At 62.8% G+C, this 16,447-nt stretch carries 15 protein-coding genes and 1 riboswitch; of the genes, 5 read left to right on the plus strand and 10 right to left on the minus strand.

From position 1 onward, the window contains the following. Positions 1–4 precede the first annotated feature (4 nt). Together gcvH and gcvT are read right to left on the minus strand one after the other, a co-directional pair. Entirely contained in the window at positions 5–373 is a 369-nt protein-coding gene (gene gcvH, locus LB571_RS25325) for a glycine cleavage system protein GcvH (RefSeq protein ID WP_015317602.1), read from the minus strand. A 5-nt stretch (positions 374–378) separates the two neighbouring features. Next, positions 379–1,479: a glycine cleavage system aminomethyltransferase GcvT gene (gcvT, locus tag LB571_RS25330; RefSeq protein WP_015317603.1), complete on the minus strand. Its 1,101-nt coding sequence runs from the start codon at positions 1,477–1,479 to the stop codon at positions 379–381. A 149-nt stretch (positions 1,480–1,628) separates the two neighbouring features. Further along, a riboswitch (glycine riboswitch) is annotated at positions 1,629–1,715 on the minus strand. Positions 1,716–1,889: 174 nt separating this feature from the next. Between gcvT and LB571_RS25335 the strand changes: the two genes are divergently transcribed. Further along, a complete protein-coding gene (locus tag LB571_RS25335) occupies positions 1,890–2,891 on the plus strand; it encodes a hypothetical protein (protein WP_015317604.1) in 1,002 nt (333 codons plus the stop codon). Here the strand turns inward: LB571_RS25335 and LB571_RS25340 are convergent. The 7 genes from LB571_RS25340 to LB571_RS25370 all read right to left on the minus strand — a co-directional run bounded on the left by LB571_RS25340 (position 2,888) and on the right by LB571_RS25370 (position 8,102). After that, the gene (locus LB571_RS25340) at positions 2,888–3,286 is read right to left on the minus strand and encodes a GNAT family N-acetyltransferase (RefSeq protein WP_015317605.1); all 399 of its coding nucleotides are present in this window, start codon (positions 3,284–3,286) and stop codon (positions 2,888–2,890) included. The genes LB571_RS25335 and LB571_RS25340 overlap by 4 nt on opposite strands. A 38-nt stretch (positions 3,287–3,324) precedes the next feature. Continuing rightward, the gene (locus LB571_RS25345) at positions 3,325–4,116 is read right to left on the minus strand and encodes a molybdopterin-binding protein (protein ID WP_224598905.1); all 792 of its coding nucleotides are present in this window, start codon (positions 4,114–4,116) and stop codon (positions 3,325–3,327) included. 1 nt (position 4,117) lies between these two features. After that, positions 4,118–4,999 (minus strand): cytochrome b/b6 domain-containing protein, encoded by an 882-nt coding sequence (locus LB571_RS25350; protein WP_015317607.1) that lies wholly within the window; start codon positions 4,997–4,999, stop codon positions 4,118–4,120. A gap of 97 nt (positions 5,000–5,096) precedes the next feature. Next, entirely contained in the window at positions 5,097–5,774 is a 678-nt protein-coding gene (locus LB571_RS25355; protein WP_140723599.1) for a DUF1345 domain-containing protein, read from the minus strand. Between the two features lie 30 nt (positions 5,775–5,804). Further along, on the minus strand, positions 5,805–6,272 hold the full coding sequence (locus LB571_RS25360) for a YaiI/YqxD family protein (RefSeq protein ID WP_015317609.1): 468 nt from the start codon (positions 6,270–6,272) through the stop codon (positions 5,805–5,807). A 64-nt stretch (positions 6,273–6,336) separates the two neighbouring features. Further along, positions 6,337–6,906, minus strand: coding sequence for an S-(hydroxymethyl)glutathione synthase (gene gfa, locus LB571_RS25365; protein ID WP_224598908.1), 570 nt, complete (start codon positions 6,904–6,906; stop codon positions 6,337–6,339). A gap of 68 nt (positions 6,907–6,974) precedes the next feature. Next, positions 6,975–8,102: an S-(hydroxymethyl)glutathione dehydrogenase/class III alcohol dehydrogenase gene (locus LB571_RS25370; RefSeq protein WP_224598910.1), complete on the minus strand. Its 1,128-nt coding sequence runs from the start codon at positions 8,100–8,102 to the stop codon at positions 6,975–6,977. 249 nt (positions 8,103–8,351) lie between these two features. On the opposite strand from LB571_RS25370, the gene LB571_RS25375 reads away from it, so the two are divergent. From LB571_RS25375 to LB571_RS25385, 3 genes are all read left to right on the plus strand, one after another. Beyond that, positions 8,352–10,364, plus strand: coding sequence for an acetyl/propionyl/methylcrotonyl-CoA carboxylase subunit alpha (locus LB571_RS25375; RefSeq protein ID WP_224598920.1), 2,013 nt, complete (start codon positions 8,352–8,354; stop codon positions 10,362–10,364). 107 nt (positions 10,365–10,471) lie between these two features. Next, a complete protein-coding gene (dnaE, locus tag LB571_RS25380; protein ID WP_224598931.1) occupies positions 10,472–13,999 on the plus strand; it encodes a DNA polymerase III subunit alpha in 3,528 nt (1,175 codons plus the stop codon). 55 nt (positions 14,000–14,054) lie between these two features. Beyond that, positions 14,055–14,858, plus strand: coding sequence for a potassium channel family protein (locus LB571_RS25385; protein ID WP_224598951.1), 804 nt, complete (start codon positions 14,055–14,057; stop codon positions 14,856–14,858). 9 nt (positions 14,859–14,867) lie between these two features. Here the strand turns inward: LB571_RS25385 and LB571_RS25390 are convergent, their stop codons facing one another. After that, positions 14,868–15,749, minus strand: a complete 882-nt coding sequence (locus LB571_RS25390; protein ID WP_140661175.1) for a DMT family transporter — start codon at positions 15,747–15,749, stop codon at positions 14,868–14,870. 191 nt (positions 15,750–15,940) lie between these two features. On the opposite strand from LB571_RS25390, the gene LB571_RS25395 reads away from it, so the two are divergent. Then, the gene (locus LB571_RS25395; protein WP_015317615.1) at positions 15,941–16,447 is read left to right on the plus strand and encodes a hypothetical protein; all 507 of its coding nucleotides are present in this window, start codon (positions 15,941–15,943) and stop codon (positions 16,445–16,447) included.

Consider the following 16,447-nt stretch of genomic DNA (forward strand, 5'->3'; position numbering starts at 1 on the left):
GATGTCAGGCGATATGGGCTTTGTAGGCGGCCTCATCCATGAGGCTGGCGAGCTGACTTTCGTCGGCGAGCTTCATCTTCCACAGCCATCCGGCCCCGGTTGCCGCCGAGTTGACCAGCGAGGGGTCGGACGACAGCGTGCCATTGGCTTCGGTGATCTCGCCATCGACCGGCGCATAAACGTCCGAGGCTGCCTTGACGGATTCGACCACGACGGCGGTGTCGCCCTTGGCGAGCTTCTTTCCCGTTTCCGGCAGTTCCACGAAGACGAGGTCGCCGAGCTGCTCCTGCGCGTAGTCGGTGATGCCGACGGTGGCGATGCCGCCCTCAACGCTGAGCCACTCGTGATCCGATGTGAAATAGGTTGTTGCCATGGAGTTCATCCTTTGCGGTAGCGATGAGGGGTGAAGGGCAGAGAACTGACATCGACTGGGATCTTCGTGCCGCGCACGTCGGCGAAAATCCGCGTTCCGGGCTTTGCCAGCGGCGTGGAGACATAACCCATGGCGACCGGATGGCCGGCGGAAGGGCCGAAGCCGCCCGATGTGACATGGCCGGCAGGATTGCCGTCGGTTTCGAACAGCGCGGCACCGGCGCGCACCGGCTGGCGACCCTCCGGTTTCAGCCCGACGCGCTTCTGCGCCGGACCACGTTCCACGGCGGCGCGCAAGGCGTCGGCGCCAATGAAGGTGCCGGAGGCACGGATTTCTTTCGGGATCGCCCACATCAGCGCCGCCGCGGCCGGGTCGGTCTCGGGCGTGATGTCCTGGCCGTGCAGGCAGAGGCCGGCCTCCAGCCGCAGGCTGTCGCGCGCGGCAAGGCCGATCCAAAGCACGCGTTCATCCTCCAGCAGCTTGGTGACAAGGTCACGCGCATCGGCTTCCGGCAGGCCGATCTCGAAACCGTCCTCGCCGGTGTAGCCGGACCGGCTCATGAACCAGTTTTTTCGCGGCTCGACCCCATGCATGAACAGCAGCGAGCCGGTCTCGATGCCGGCGCGGGAGAGTGCAGCCCAGGCTTCGGGACCCTGGATCGCCAGGAAGACGCGGTCGAGCGGCTCGACCTTCACCTCGAAATCGGTCGCCAGGGCGCGCAAATGCTTTTCGTCGGCGACGGCATTGCCGGCATTGGCGACCACCATGAACCTGGTGTCGCCGAGCCGGGTGACGATCAGGTCGTCGAGAATGCGGCCTGCTTCGTTCAGGAAAAAGGATAGCTTTGACTGCGAGATTTCGAGCGCGCCGGCGTCCAGCGGGCAGGCGCGGTTCAACAGCGCAACCGCTTCCGGGCCACTGACCTCGAACAGTTTCATATGCGAGATGTCGAACAACCCCGCATGCTCGCGGGTGTGAAGATGCTCTTTCATGACGCCGGCCGGATAGGTCAGCGGCATCGACCAGCCGGCAAAGGCGCCGAAGCGCGCTCCGGCAGCCGCATGAATATCTTCGAGGGGAAGGTGTTTGTCGTCGTCGCCCGTCATGTCGCCTCCAGAGTCGCACGCAATCGGCCGCTGATGGCGACCAGTCCGTGCCCCTCTGTCTGAAGCCTGAGAGACTCGCGCAGCCGGAACTCTGTCAGCGGCGCTTACACCTTCGGCGCGGGGGCAAGCCCCGACTTTCCAGAGTGTCTTTCCCGTCTACGGTTCTTTTGCCTGAGAGATTTCGGGCGATTTCCCCTTCGGCGGCAGCTCTCGCTGCTCTCTCCCGCAAACAGGTAGGACTCAAAACCCTGAGCCCTCGACGCGCCATCCATAGCCCGTCGACGACACCTTGTCACCTCCCAGCGACATTGTTCTGACAAGTCTTCGCTAACCACGCCGTTTGCCGGTTTTTCAAGACACTCCTGATAAAGCTGACCGATGTGACGCGTTGGGGCGGACGGGGACGACAGATGGGCGAGTTGATCATGAGTGCTCCGGTGGCGGGGCTGACTTCGAAGAACCGCATTGCTTCAGAGGACGTCGTGATGCTGCGCCGCGACGTGTTCGCCGACGGCGTGGTGAGCCGGGGCGAAGCCGAGGCCTTGTTCGCGCTCAACCAGACGGCGCGGGACAAATGCGCGGAATGGGCGCCGTTCTTCGTCGAGGCGGTCACCGACTACATCGTTCATCAGGAAAAGCCCTTGGGCTACATTTCGGGGGAGAATGCCGACTGGCTGGTCCGCACGATTTCGCGCGACGGCATGGTCGACAGCCGGACCGAACTCGAATTGCTGGTCCATGTGCTGGAAGAGGCGAAATCCTCGCCGAGCCGGCTTTGCGTCTACGCGCTGGAGCAGGTCGCCCACGCCGTCGTCGACGGTAAGGGACCGCTGATGCTCGGCGGCGCGCTGGTGCCCGGACTGGTCGCCGGGGCCGAAGTCGAGCTTTTGCGCCGCATCCTCCATGCCCATGGTGGCGACGGCAACATCGCCATCACCCAGGCCGAGGCCGAGGTGCTGTTCAGGATCAACGAGCGGACCGCCCAGGCCAATAACGATCCGTCGTGGAACGACCTGTTCGTCAAGGCGATCGCCAATTTCGTCATGTGCTCGGCCGGTTATGAGGCGCCCACCCGCGAGGTGGCGCTGCGCCAGGAAACTTTCCTCGATCATACCGATCCGGAAATCGGCGGCTTCTTCAGCCGCATGGTCTCCGGCGGTCTTGCCGGTGTCATCGAGGCCTACCGCTCTCCTGACGACATAGAGACCGAATGGGAGGCCAAGAACAGGGCCGCCGAGGCGCTGGCCCGCCGTGCCGAGACGATCGATGCCTGTGAGGCAAAGTGGCTGGTCGGACATATCGGGGTGAACCGGCCTCTTTACGAGAATGAGCGTGCGCTGCTGACCCTGATCAAGCATGCCTCGCCGGAAATTCATCCGGCGCTGAAGCCGTTGCTCGACAAGGTTGCCTAAGCCCCGCCGTCCGCTGCTATCGTTTTGCAAAGAATGATATTGGAATGGCCTTCGGGCCATCCCGAGAATTCGGCCATACGCTCGAAGCCAGCCTTTTCATAGAGATCTGGTGCCTGGAAGTCGTGGCTGGAGACCCAGATTTTCCTGACACCGCGATCGGCGGCCTCCGCGACAAAGGCGTCTAGCAACTGCCTTGCGTAGCCGCGACCTCGGTGAGCCTCGTCTATCCACATCAAGGTCAGTTCGGACGTGCCCGCCCAGGAATAGCCGGCGGCTACTCCGACCGCGTGTCCCGCACCATCGCGGATGACAAAGGTCAGCCCTCGGTCATCGTCGCGGTCGATCATACGTCGGTTATCGCGGTTGAGACGATCCTCGAGCGAACTCAATTCCATGGGGGACAAGTCGTGCTCGGCCCGTATGCGAGGGACCGTCAAATCCCGCCATACCAGTCATAGCCGTTGTCTTCCCAATAGCCGCCCCGGCCGCCGCCGATAGTGGCGAAGCCATCGACCAGTTCGATCTTGTAGAGATATTTCGGCATTTTGTAGCCGAGCTGGCGCTCGACGCGGACACGCAGCGGCGCGCCGTTTTCGACCGGCAGCGGCTTGCCGTTCAGGCCGTAGGCAAGGATCGTTTGCGGATGGCGGGCATCGATGAGGTCGATCGTGCCGTAATATTTGATGTCGCCTGACAGGCTGCGGTCGATCGTGTCGAGGCAATGGAACATGACATAGCGGGCCTGTGGCTTGACCACCGCCTGGTCGAGCAGCAGCGCCAGTGGCGTGCCGGTCCATTTGGCGATGCAACTCCAGCCTTCGACGCAATCGTGTCGGGTGATCTGGGTGCGGCTCGGCATGTTCATGAGCTGCTCGCGGGTGAGTGACAGCGGCTTTTCCACGAGGCCTGACACCTCCAGTCGCCAATCGGCGAAGTTGTTGGCGAGCAGGGCCTTGTAAGCGTCGTCGTTCGGCGCGGTCACGCCGTTCGGCCGCATTGGCTGACGGATATCAGCCTCGGTGAATTCGGGCGCCAGCGAATTGCCGCCGCCGAGCAACCGTTGTGCCTTGTGGGTCAGGCCATTGGCGTTTTCGAGGAAGCTGCGCAGGCCGCTGCCGATGCTGAGCTGGCTGTCGAAGGCGTCGCAGCCCGACAGCATGATGCCGGACGCGCCGAGGCCGGTGGCGGTGAGGAACTTTCGGCGGCTTATCTCAAATTTCGCCATCTCAGGCACTCCTCTCGGACGTTTTGTCGTCATGCACGGGAGGATCAGTGCGGTACCAGCCGGTAATGATCGAGCGCAGTTCGTTGATCGGGCCGGCGGCGAGGATCATCAGGATGTGAATGACGAAGAAGGCGACCAGCAGCACCATGACGGTGAAATGGATGGTGCGTGCCGTCTGCCGGCCACCGGTCAATTCATTGAGGAAGGGCAGCACCGAATTCATGCTCGGCGACATTGCAAGGCCGGTGATGATCATCAGTGGCAAGAGCACGAACAGCACGCCGCCATAGGCCATCTTCTGCAGCGTGTTGTATTCGCGCGTGTGGTGGAATTTCAGCCTGGCGTGGTTGGCGATGTCCCGGGGCAAGCGTTTGAGGTCATCCAGGCGAGGCGCCAGATCGCGGCGGATGTGGCCGTTGATCAGGCTGGCGACGAGCCAGACGATCAAGGTCGTCGTCAATATCCAGGCGAAGAAGAAATGGATCACGCGGGCGGTGCCGAGGTCATAGTAGGACGGGATCGTCGCCCAGGACGGGAAACCGCGCGCCGTCTCGTTACCGGTCGGGCCCGACCAGCCAAGGACGCCTGTCGTGTCGAAGCGGTGGCCGAAGATTTCGGTGTAGCCGCGCGGCCCGGCATTGGTGTTTTCGGCGCCTATGGCGAAAATGGTGTTGTTGTAGTCGAAGCCGGATTGCTTGCCGATGTAGAGCTGCGGCCGGGCATTGAAGATCTGCAGGCCGGACAGCAGCATGAAAAACAACGAGATGGCCCAGAGCCAGTGTGTCAGCCGCGTCCAGCGCGACTGCCGGTAGATCAATGTTTTCTCTTTTGACGCGGGGGCGCCCGGTCCAATTTCGGATTGGCTTCTGGCAACCGATTCCATCTTGTCTGGTCTCCCGGCCTTGCGGCTTGTCCTAAGCGTTCATTGTCCTCTTGATACGTCGCGATCCAAACCGATGTTTCATGCGATCACGGATTTATTACGGACCGCCCAGGCTGACGGCGAGATTGACGGCGGCGGCGACGATGACCGTGTTGAAGAAGAACGACAGGACCGAGTGGACAAGCACGACGCAGCGCATGTGCGTCGTCGAGATGTTTGTGTCGGCGGTCTGCGCCGTCATGCCGATGACGGTAGAGAAATAGAGGAAATCCCAGCCTTCGGGGCGTTTGTCGCCCGGGAACAGCAGGCCGCCGACCGGAATCTTCTTATTGGTGCCGGCGTCGACCGCGTCGCCGTCCATCCAGTAGACATGGGCATAGTGGAGCGCTGCCATGGCATGGATGGTGAACCAGCCGAGCGGGATCGACAGCAGTGCGAAGCCGAGTTCGATCGGGTGATCCCCATCCTTGCGATTGATCAGCAGGAACAGGGAGACAAGGGCAACGCCGACGACAACGAGCGTGACCGCGAAGATCACCAGCACCGGCTGATCGGTGGCGCGTGCATTCTTGCTCAGGTACTTGCCGGTGAATTTGGGCATCTGGCTGACGACAAGAAGGACGTAAGCGGCAAAAAATATGTTGGCGCCGATCGAATAGGCGAGTGGGGCGTGCAGCAGCAGCGCCACAAGCAGCGCAAACGCACCGATACAGGCCGACACCGCGAACAGCATGTGGCGCTGCATCGGTTTCTCGATCGGGGTTTCGGCGGCCATGGCGGTCTCCACCTGGATGGCGCTTTGTTGCTAGCCCGGTGTGGCGGATTTCAGCGCGCGCCGCAAGATGCGGTCAAGTTCACCCAGGAACCGGGAACGATCCTGCGGCGCGAAGCTGGCATTGTAGCCCTTGCTCTCGCCGGTTTCGCGCAAATGCTGCTTGAGGTCCCGCATCGCCACCGCCATGCCGATCGTCTCGGGCGTGAACGGCCGCCCGGTCGGTCCCAGCACATGCGCGCCGAGCGCCACCGTGCGGGCGGCGAGCGGAATGTCCGCCGTCACCACGATGTCGTTGGGCTTGGTGTTCTCGACGATCCAGTCGTCGGCGGCATCGGCACTCTTGGAGACCACGACATTGCGGATCATCGGGTCGCGGGAGGGGCGCAGACCGCCATTGGAAACATAGGTGACGACGACGCCATGGCGCTCGGCGACCTTTTCTACCTCCGCCTTGACCGGGCAGGCGTCGGCGTCGACGTAGATGGCGGGTGCGGGCATTGTCTCTCCGGAAACGAGCAGGGGCCGGAAACATATCCGGCCCCTGCCTGAAATCTCTCGGTCGTCAGGCCGGCAGGGCGCCGGATTTCTTCGCCGTCCAGGTGGCGATATAGTCCATCAGGCCCGGATTGAGGCAGTCATAGGGTTCCAGCCCGATCGTCCTCAGCCTGCCGCGAATGCCGTCCATGCGGCTTGGGTCGACACCCGATTCGATGATCGAGGAGACGAAGGCGGTGAAGCCCGGAGGCGACCAGCCGTCTTCCTCGAAGCGCTCGGGATGGATGAAGGACAGGCCCTTGAACGGATGGTCGCGCTCGACCGGCCCGTGCATGTGGACGCCGCATTGGGTGCAGGCATGACGCTGGATCAGCGCCGAGGGGTCGACCACCTTGAGCTTGTCGCCGTTCTCGGTGACGGTGACATCGCCGGTGCCGGCGACGGCAACCACCGAGAACACAGCACCTTCGGGCTTCCAGCATTTGGTGCAGCCGCAGGCGTGGTTGTGGGCGATCTGGCCCTTGACCTTCACCTTGACCGGCTTGCTGGTGCAGGCGCAGACCAGCGTGCCGCCGGCAAAGCTGGCGCTCTCCTTGGGCAGCCCATTGTCGATCTTTGGGTGCAGTTTCTCCGCCATTGTTTCTCTCCTCCCATGTTTCACCACAGGGGTCGCTGGCCGGATGGCCGGCGGCGTGTGGCTGTCTTTTAGTAAACCACGACACTCCGGATCGACTTGCCCTCATGCATGAGGTCGAATCCCTTGTTGATGTCCTCGAGCTTCAGCGTGTGGGTGATCATCGGGTCGATCTGGATCTTGCCGTCCATGTACCAGTCGACGATCTTCGGCACGTCGGTGCGGCCGCGCGCGCCGCCGAAGGCGGTGCCCATCCAGCTGCGCCCGGTGACCAGTTGGAACGGCCGGGTCGAAATCTCCTGGCCAGCACCGGCGACGCCGATGACGACCGACTTGCCCCAGCCGCGATGTGAGGCCTCGAGTGCCTGGCGCATGACCTTGGTGTTGCCGGTGCAGTCGAATGTGTAGTCGGCGCCGCCGATCTGGTCGGCACCGCGCTTGGTCATGTTGACGAGATAAGGCACGATGTCGCCGTCGATCTCCTTCGGATTGACGAAATGCGTCATGCCGAATCGCTCGCCCCATTCCTTCTTGTCGTTGTTCAGGTCGACACCGATGATCATGTCGGCGCCGGCAAGCTTCAGGCCCTGGATGACGTTGAGCCCGATGCCGCCGAGGCCGAAGACCGCTGCTGTCGCGCCTTGCTCGACCTTGGCGGTGTTGATGACCGCACCAATGCCGGTGGTGACGCCGCAGCCGATGTAGCAGATCTTGTCGAAGGGGGCGTCGGGGTTGACCTTGGCCACCGCGATCTCCGGCAGCACGGTGAAGTTGGAGAAGGTCGAGCAGCCCATGTAGTGGAAGATCTTGTCCTTGCCAATCGAGAAACGCGACGAGCCGTCCGGCATCAACCCTTGCCCCTGGGTGGCACGGATGGCGGTGCACAGATTGGTCTTTCGCGACAGGCAGGACGGGCACTGCCGGCATTCGGGCGTATAGAGCGGGATGACATGGTCGCCCTTCTTGACCGAGGTGACGCCCTTGCCGACATCGACAACCACGCCGGCGCCTTCATGGCCGAGAATGGCCGGGAACAGCCCTTCCGGGTCGGCGCCCGACAATGTGAATTCGTCGGTGTGGCAGATGCCGGTCGCCTTGATCTCGACCAGCACCTCGCCATCGCGCGGTCCATCAAGGTCGACCTCCATGATCTCCAGCGGCTTTCCGGCGGCGACAGCGACAGCGGCGCGGGTTTTCATCGGGCAATTCCTCCAAAGGCGATTTTGAGCCAAGGTTTCAGGTTTTGAGCTGCTCATCAACTCTCAGATGAGACGAAATCTTGGCTTTCTTGACGCAGATAGCACACCGTCGACAACCAGCCCGGCTCGGCAGGGGAGTGCGACGGAAGCATTGGGAGGGACGCCCGTCATGTCGTCCGCTGCGGCACTTGAGACCTGGCGACATAGTCCATAGAACTGAACCATCTGCCGGAGGGGAATTCTGCCCGCATGTTCACCAAGATCCTGATCGCCAATCGTGGCGAGATCGCCTGCCGCGTCATCAGGACGGCGCGCAAGATGGGCATTGCCACGGTCGCCGTCTATTCCGACGCCGATCGCGATGCCGTGCATGTCGAAATGGCCGACGAGGCGGTGCATATCGGGCCGTCGCCTGCCGCGCAGAGCTACCTCGTTCCTGAAAAGATCATCGCGGCCTGCAAGGCGACGGGCGCTCAGGCCGTGCACCCCGGCTATGGCTTCCTGTCCGAGCGAGCCGCGTTCTGCGAAGCCCTGGAAGCGGAAGGCATCGTCTTCATCGGGCCGAAACCCAGGGCAATCAAGGCGATGGGCGACAAGATCGAGTCGAAGAAATTCGCCAACGCCGCCGAGGTTTCGACGGTTCCGGGTTGGCTCGGCGTCATCGAGAATGCCGATCACGCCGAAAAGATCGCCGGCGAGATCGGCTATCCCGTGATGATCAAGGCCTCGGCCGGTGGCGGCGGCAAAGGCATGCGCATCGCCTGGGACCAGTCGGAAGTACGTGACGGATTCGACCGGGCGCGCTCGGAAGCCAAGAGTTCGTTCGGCGACGACCGTGTCTTCATCGAAAAGTTCGTGGTTGACCCGCGTCACATCGAAATCCAGGTGCTGGCCGACGGGCATGGCAACGCGCTCTATCTTGGCGAACGCGAATGCTCGATCCAGCGCCGCAACCAGAAGGTGGCGGAAGAGGCGCCATCGCCCTTCCTCGATGCCAAGACGCGCAAGGCGATGGGCGAGCAGTCGGTGGCGTTGGCCAGGGCTGTCGACTACCAGAGCGCCGGCACCGTCGAGTTCATTGTCGACAAGGACAAGAACTTCTATTTCCTTGAAATGAATACACGATTGCAGGTCGAGCATCCGGTGACCGAACTCGTCACCGGCATCGATCTGGTCGAGCAGATGATCCGCGTCGCCGCCGGCGAAAAGCTCGCCATCAAGCAGAGCGACATCAAGCTGAACGGCTGGGCGGTGGAAAGCCGGCTCTACGCCGAGGATCCCTATCGCAATTTCCTGCCGTCGATCGGCCGGCTGACACGCTACCGGCCACCCGAGGAAGGCCGCTTCGGCGAGGTCGTCATCCGCAACGACACCGGCGTCACCGAAGGCTCGGAAATCTCCATGTTCTACGATCCGATGCTGGCCAAGCTGTGCACCTGGGCGCCGACGCGGCTCGAGGCCATCGACGCCATGTCGGAAGCGCTGGACAGCTTTGTCGTCGACGGCATCGAGCACAACATACCGTTCCTGGCGGCGCTGATGCAGCATCCACGCTGGCGGGAAGGGGCGATATCGACCGGCTTCATCGCGGAGGAATATCCCGACGGTTTTGCCCCCGTCGTGCCGAACAGCGAGGAAGAAGCCGTTCTGGCATCGATCGCGACCGCGGTGGAACTGCTGCGCCGCGACCGTCTCGACCGGCTGGGCGGGCGGCTGGCGCCGCATTCGGGAGCGCTCAAGCGCGACTGGGTGGTGAAGATCGGCGAAGAGTATTTGTCGGCGTCGATCCTCGAAGGCACGATTTCCATCCCGATGGAAATGGACCTGTCCATCGATGGCGGCAAGGCGCTGACCGTTTCGTCCGATTGGCGGCCCGGCGATCTCATCTGGCGCGGCACGGTCGGCAAGCGCAGGGTTGCCGCCCAGATCCGTCCTGTCGCCAATGGCCTCCGCATCGCCTGGAAAGGCATGTCGGTGACCGCGCGCGCCATGCTGCCGCGCACCGCCGAATTGGAACGGCTGATGCCGGAGAAAATAGCGCCGGACACGTCGAAACTGCTGCTCTGCCCGATGCCGGGCCTCGTCGTGTCGATCGCCGTTGTCGAAGGCCAGGAGGTCAAGGCGGGCGAGACTCTGGCCGTGGTCGAGGCGATGAAGATGGAAAACGTTCTGCGCGCCGAGCGCGACCTCGTCGTCTCGAAACTCAACGCCAAGCCGGGCGACAGCCTGGCCGTCGACGCGGTGATCATGGAATTCGCCTGAACGGCTGGAAGCCTGTGGGTCGGTAGTCGTTTGTGCTGGACTGGTATCGCCCGGTCCCGGACAATACATCTCCATCGACTCAAGTCTTACGGACAGCGCGAGAAACCATGGCGGATGAGAGACTTCCACGCGATCCCCTGAAGCGCGAGGCCGCGATCGCAGCCGCGCGGCCGGAGGTGCCGGCGCGGCCGTTCGTCCATCTTCGCGTGCACTCGGCCTATTCGCTGCTGGAAGGCGCGCTTCAGCTTGGCAAGATCGTTGGCCATGCCGTCAAGGACGAAGCGCCGGCGATCGCGGTGACCGACACCAACAATTTGTTCGGCGCCTTGGAGTTCGCCCAGAAGGCGGTGAAGGACGGCATCCAGCCGATCATCGGCTGCCAGATCGCGCTCGCCTTTTCCGGCGAAAACAGCGACGGCCAGCGTGACCGTCGTCGGCAAGGTCCCGATATGCGGCCGGTCGTGCTGATCGCGGCCACCGAAACCGGCTATTCCAATCTGGTCCGGCTGGTCAGCCGTGTTTACCTTGAAACACCGCCCGGCGAGGCGGTGCACCTGACCACCGAAATGATGGACGGCCAATGTGACGGCCTGATTTGTCTCAGTGGCGGGCCGCGCGGCCCGATCGGCATGGCCCTGAAGGAAGATCGCCGCGATCTTGCCGAAGCGCGGCTGATAACGCTCAAGGGGATGTTCGGCGACCGGCTCTATGTCGAGCTGGACCGGGTTTCGGGCTACGACCGGATGATCGAGAAATCCTCGATCGATCTCGCTTATGCCCATGAATTGCCGCTGGTTGCCACCAACGAGGCGTTCTTCTCGTCGCGCGACGAGTATGAGGCGCATGATGCGTTGATCGCCATCGCCGAGGGGTCGGTTGTCGCCGTCGACACCCGCCGCCGGCTGTCGCCGGACAATTTCCTGCGCAGTCAGGCCGATATGGCGAAATTGTTCGCCGACCTGCCTGAAGCCATCGACAACACTGTCGAGATCGCGCTGCGCTGCTCCTACTATCCAAAAACCCGCAGTCCGATCCTGCCGCGTTTCACGGGCGGCGATGCCTCCGACAAGGACGCCGCCGAAAAGGCCGAGGCCGAGGAACTGGCCCGTCAGGCGCGCGAGGGGCTCGATGCCCGGCTCGCCTTGCACGGACCGACACCGGGCTACACGGTCGAGCAGTATCGAGAGCGGCTCGAATTCGAGCTTGGCATCATCGAGAAGATGAAATTCCCCGGCTACTTCCTGATCGTTGCCGACTTCATCAAATGGGCCAAGGCGCAAGGCATTCCGGTCGGGCCGGGGCGTGGTTCGGGCGCTGGTTCGCTGGTTGCCTATTCGACCACCATCACCGACATCGATCCGCTGCGTTTCTCGCTGCTGTTCGAACGCTTCCTCAATCCGGACCGCGTTTCGATGCCCGATTTCGACATCGATTTCTGCCAGGACCGTCGCGAAGAGGTGATCCGCTACGTCCAGCAGAAATACGGCCGCGACCAGGTCGGCCAGATCATCACTTTCGGTACGCTGCAGGCGCGCGCCGTGCTGCGCGACGTCGGCCGCGTGCTGCAGATGCCGTACGGCCAGGTCGACAAGCTGTCGAAAATGGTGCCGCAGAACCCGGCCAATCCGGTCAAGCTCGCCGACGCCATCGCCAACGAGCCGCGCTTTGCGGAGGAGGCCGAGAAAGAGCCGATCGTGCAGACGCTGCTCGACATGGCGCAGAAGCTGGAGGGCCTCTACCGCCACGCCTCGACGCACGCCGCCGGCATCGTCATTGGCGACCGACCGTTGTCGGAACTGGTGCCGATGTACCGCGATCCGCGCTCGGACATGCCTGTCACCCAGTTCAACATGAAATATGTCGAGCAGGCGGGGTTGGTGAAGTTCGACTTCCTCGGCCTGAAGACGCTGACGGTGCTGGAGACGGCCGTCAAGTTGATCCGCCGGCGCGGCATCGATATCGACCTGGCGACCATCCCGCTCGACGATCCCGAGACCTATGCGATGCTGTCGCGCGGCGAGGTGGTCGGCGTGTTCCAGGTGGAAAGTGCCGGCATGCGCAAGGCGCTGATCGGTATGCGGCCCGACTGCATCGAGGACATCATCGCGCTGGTTGCCCTCTACCGGCCGGGACCGATGGAGAACATCCCGACCTACAACGCCAGAAAGCATGGCGAGGAGGAGATGGCCTCGATCCATCCCAAGATCGACCATCTGGTGAAGGAGACGCAGGGCGTCATCGTCTACCAGGAACAGGTGATGCAGATCGCGCAGGAGTTGTCCGGCTATTCGCTTGGCGAAGCCGACCTTCTGCGGCGCGCCATGGGCAAGAAAATCCGGGCCGAGATGGACAAGCAGCGCGAGCGCTTTGTCTCCGGCGCGGTCGAGCGCGGCGTCGCAAAGCCGCAAGCCGACTTCATTTTCGACCTGCTGGCAAAGTTCGCCGACTACGGTTTCAACAAGTCTCATGCGGCCGCCTACGCTGTCGTCTCCTACCAGACCGCCTATCTCAAGGCGCATTATCCGGTCGAGTTCCTGGCAGCGTCGATGACGCTAGACATGGGTAACACCGACAAGCTCGCCGACTTCCGCCAGGATGCGCTGCGCCTTGGCATCGAAGTCCTGGCGCCGTCAGTGATGACGAGTTTCCGTGCCTTCGAGGTCGGGGAGAACCGGATCTATTATTCGATGGCCGCGCTGAAGGGCGTCGGCGATGCCGCGGTGGAGCACATCGTCGCCGTTCGCGGCGAAAAGCCGTTCAAGAGCCTGGCCGATTTCTGCGAGAGGGTCGACCCGAAGATCGTCGGCAAACGGGTTTTCGAAAGCCTGATCATGGCCGGCGCGCTCGACTGCTTCGGCCACGACCGCGCCCAGATGTTGGCCGGCGTCGAGCGGATGATGGGGCTGGCGTCGCTCGCCCAGCAGAACGCCGTTTCGGGTCAGGCCGACATCTTCGGCGCCTCGCTCGGCGCACAGTCGCAGGCGCTCAATCTGCCGGCGACCGATCCGTGGCTCGCTGCCGACCGCCTGCACCGCGAGTTCCAGGTCGTCGGCTTCTATCTCTCGGCGCATCCGCTCGACGAGTACAAGGCGGCGCTGCAGAAGATGCGGGTGCAGAACTGGGCGGAGTTCTCCGCCGCCGTCAAGCGCGGTGCTTCCGCCGGCCGGCTTGCCGGCACCGTTACCAGCAAGCAGGAGCGCAAGACGCGCACCGGCAACAAGATGGGCGTGGTGGCCTTTTCGGACACCTCCGGCCAATACGAGGCCGTATTGTTTTCAGAAGGTTTGGCCCAGTATCGCGACCTCCTCGAAGCCGGCCGCTCGGTTGTCATCACTGTCGCGGCGGAGGACAGGCCCGAGGGCGTCAACCTGCGCATCAACTCCGTGCAATCGCTGGAGGACGAGGCAAGCCGCATCCAGAAGGCGCTGCGCATTTTCGTCAGGAACGATGGACCTGCCTCGATGATCCAATCCCAACTCACGCAGCGGGGTGAAAGCCAGGTGAGCATTATCGTGATCAAGGAAGAGGCGCAGGGCGAGGTCGAGATCGCTCTGCAAGGCGGCTATCGCGTCTCGCCACAGATCGCCTCGGCAATGCGCGCCGTGCCGGGCGTGATTGAAGTGGAACTGGTGTGATCTGCGCGCTTACCAGGCGGCACTCCGCGGGCCGGCACCGGCTGCTCATGCCAGCATGAAGGCCAAGGAGAGGCGCCCATCGCAGAACCTTTCCGCGACGGCGCGATTACGCGACAGGCTGCGCAGGCTCTATCACGGACGCTCGCCGGCCGCGTTCCGGTTCCAACTGGTGGCTGTCATCATCGACCTCGCCATCATCGCTTTTTTCATCGCCACCCCGGTCATCCAGCAGTCGCCCTCGTTTCTGTGGCTAGACTATGCCGTGGCGGCTCTCGTCGCCGCCGATCTGATTGCCAGGCTGCTCGCCTCCAACGACATGCTGCGCCTGATGAAGCAGCCGACCTTTTGGGTGGATGCCTTCATCCTTCTGACGCTGCTGATGCCGACGGCTCTCGCGAGCCTCGGCTTTCTGCGCATCCTGCGGCTATGGTCGCTGTCGCGCAGCGGTTCGATCTGGCGGCATTTCGAGATGCGTGGCCTGCGGCCCTGGCGCGAGGCAAGCCACGCGGTGATCAACCTTTTGACCTTTCTCTTTGTCACCACGGGCTTCGTTTACACGTTCTTTTTTCGCAACGGAGCCGGACTGGAAAACTACATCGACGCGCTTTACTTCACCGTCGCGACCGTGACGACGACAGGCTTCGGAGACATCGTGCTGCCGGGCATCGCCGGCAAGCTGACGGCGATCGTAACCATGATCATCGGCATATCGCTGTTCGTCAGGCTGGCGCAGGCGATCTTTCGGCCGGCCAAGGTGTTCTTCCCCTGTCCGCAATGCGGGTTGCAGCGTCACGAGCCGGACGCCGTACACTGCAAGGCGTGCGGACACGTGCTCAACATTCCAGACGAAGGGAACTGACCGGCAACGCTATGACGCCGCGACTTCTGCTGGCTTGACTGCCTTGCGCTGCAAGTTGAGCAGATTGCCCATCAGGATCAGCAATGCACCGCCAGCGGTGAAGGCGTCGATCTGCTCGCTGTAAAGCAGCCAGCCGATGAGCGCCGACAACGGTACACGCAGGAAATCCATCGGCGAAATGACGGTGGCGTCGGCATAGCCAAGCGCACGGGCCATGCAAAAATGCGACGACATGCCGGTGAAGGCGATCAGCACGATCCATGGCCACAGTTCCAGCGGCGGGTTGCGCCACTCGTAAAGGGCTGGAACGAGGCCGACCACCGACTGGATGATCAGCATCCAGAAGATAATGCGCACGACGCTGTCCGTCCGCGTCAGCGACTTGACCAGGACCACCGAGATGCCGAAGCAAACCGCGGCGCCGAGCACGATGAGATGGCCCGGATCGACCGAGCCCACACCGGGGCGAACGATGATTACCACCCCGATCAGGCCCAGCACGATCGCGGCAAGCTTTGGCCGGGACAACCTTTCACCAAGAAAGGTCACCGCCAGGATAGCCGTCCAGATCGGTGTGGTGAATTCGATCGAAATCAGCACGGCCAACGGAATCAAGGTCAATGCGTAGAGCCATGCCGCCTGCCCGGTATAGTGGATGACGTTTCTGGCGATATGAGCGACGGGCCGCTGCGTGCGCATCGCCGCGAAGCCGCCGCTCATCATCACCAGCGGCAGCAGAATGAAGAACCCGATGACCGAGCGCAGTTCCAGCACCTGGAAGACGTTGAGCTCGGCGGTCGTGGCGCGGCCGGCGACCGACATCGCCAGGAACGAGGCGATCGACAGCGCCATCCAGAAAGCGGCCTTGGGGATCGAGGGGGTAGGTGCCATGTCAGCTATCTCGCAAGCCGGGGTTTTTGCCGCAACCACTAGCCGCCGCATTTGACTGGGCCAGAGATATTGGCGCGACGTTGCAAAACAGCCCTGTCGCGGGCGGAACCTGACATGGCAAGCCGCGTTGAGTCGCGATGTCCGCTTGAGCATCACCGATCGCCGTTCCACCCGTCACAAGGAGACCTTCGATGACATTACTCACGCGGTTTGTGCTTGCCGGGTGCCTGGCCGTCGCGGCCACAGCCGCGCATGCGGACGAGAGCAAATTTCTCCAATCCTTCAAGGGCAATTTCGCCGGCAAGGGAACCGTTCAGGTGACGACGCAGGCGCCAACGGTCAGCGTTTCCTGCACGTTCAAATCGAATGCGACATCGTCTTCGCTGTCCCTCGACGGCAACTGCCGCGGCCTGATCCTGGTGACACGCGCCATCAGTGCTCGCCTGAAGACCAGCGGCGCCAAATACAGCGGTGTCTATGTGGGATCGCGCACCGGACCGGCGCAGTTGAACGGAAGCCGTTCCGGCAATGCGATAAACCTCGCCATCCGCTGGGCCAAGGAGGTCAATGGCGACCGCGCCGCGCAGCTTACCGTGCAGAAAAACGGTGCGGACGGCATAGTCTTGACCGTGGTCGACCGCGATCCCAAGACCGGCAAGAGCGTGGTGACCAGCCGCATCGATCTTCGACGCAGCTGA

Source organism: Mesorhizobium sp. BR1-1-4 (assembly GCF_020165375.1).
Classification (GTDB): domain Bacteria; phylum Pseudomonadota; class Alphaproteobacteria; order Rhizobiales; family Rhizobiaceae; genus Mesorhizobium; species Mesorhizobium australicum.

Bases quoted from the DNA above. Each gene is read 5' to 3' on its own strand.
- gcvH (WP_015317602.1), bottom strand. From the start codon at position 373: ATGGCAACAACCTATTTCACATCGGATCACGAGTGGCTCAGCGTTGAG.
- gcvT (WP_015317603.1), bottom strand. From the start codon at position 1,479: ATGACGGGCGACGACGACAAACACCTTCCCCTCGAAGATATTCATGCG.
- LB571_RS25335 (WP_015317604.1), top strand. From the start codon at position 1,890: ATGGGCGAGTTGATCATGAGTGCTCCGGTGGCGGGGCTGACTTCGAAG.
- LB571_RS25340 (WP_015317605.1), bottom strand. From the start codon at position 3,286: ATGGAATTGAGTTCGCTCGAGGATCGTCTCAACCGCGATAACCGACGT.
- LB571_RS25345 (WP_224598905.1), bottom strand. From the start codon at position 4,116: ATGGCGAAATTTGAGATAAGCCGCCGAAAGTTCCTCACCGCCACCGGC.
- LB571_RS25350 (WP_015317607.1), bottom strand. From the start codon at position 4,999: ATGGAATCGGTTGCCAGAAGCCAATCCGAAATTGGACCGGGCGCCCCC.
- LB571_RS25355 (WP_140723599.1), bottom strand. From the start codon at position 5,774: ATGGCCGCCGAAACCCCGATCGAGAAACCGATGCAGCGCCACATGCTG.
- LB571_RS25360 (WP_015317609.1), bottom strand. From the start codon at position 6,272: ATGCCCGCACCCGCCATCTACGTCGACGCCGACGCCTGCCCGGTCAAG.
- gfa (WP_224598908.1), bottom strand. From the start codon at position 6,906: ATGGCGGAGAAACTGCACCCAAAGATCGACAATGGGCTGCCCAAGGAG.
- LB571_RS25370 (WP_224598910.1), bottom strand. From the start codon at position 8,102: ATGAAAACCCGCGCCGCTGTCGCTGTCGCCGCCGGAAAGCCGCTGGAG.
- LB571_RS25375 (WP_224598920.1), top strand. From the start codon at position 8,352: ATGTTCACCAAGATCCTGATCGCCAATCGTGGCGAGATCGCCTGCCGC.
- dnaE (WP_224598931.1), top strand. From the start codon at position 10,472: ATGGCGGATGAGAGACTTCCACGCGATCCCCTGAAGCGCGAGGCCGCG.
- LB571_RS25385 (WP_224598951.1), top strand. From the start codon at position 14,055: ATGAAGGCCAAGGAGAGGCGCCCATCGCAGAACCTTTCCGCGACGGCG.
- LB571_RS25390 (WP_140661175.1), bottom strand. From the start codon at position 15,749: ATGGCACCTACCCCCTCGATCCCCAAGGCCGCTTTCTGGATGGCGCTG.
- LB571_RS25395 (WP_015317615.1), top strand. From the start codon at position 15,941: ATGACATTACTCACGCGGTTTGTGCTTGCCGGGTGCCTGGCCGTCGCG.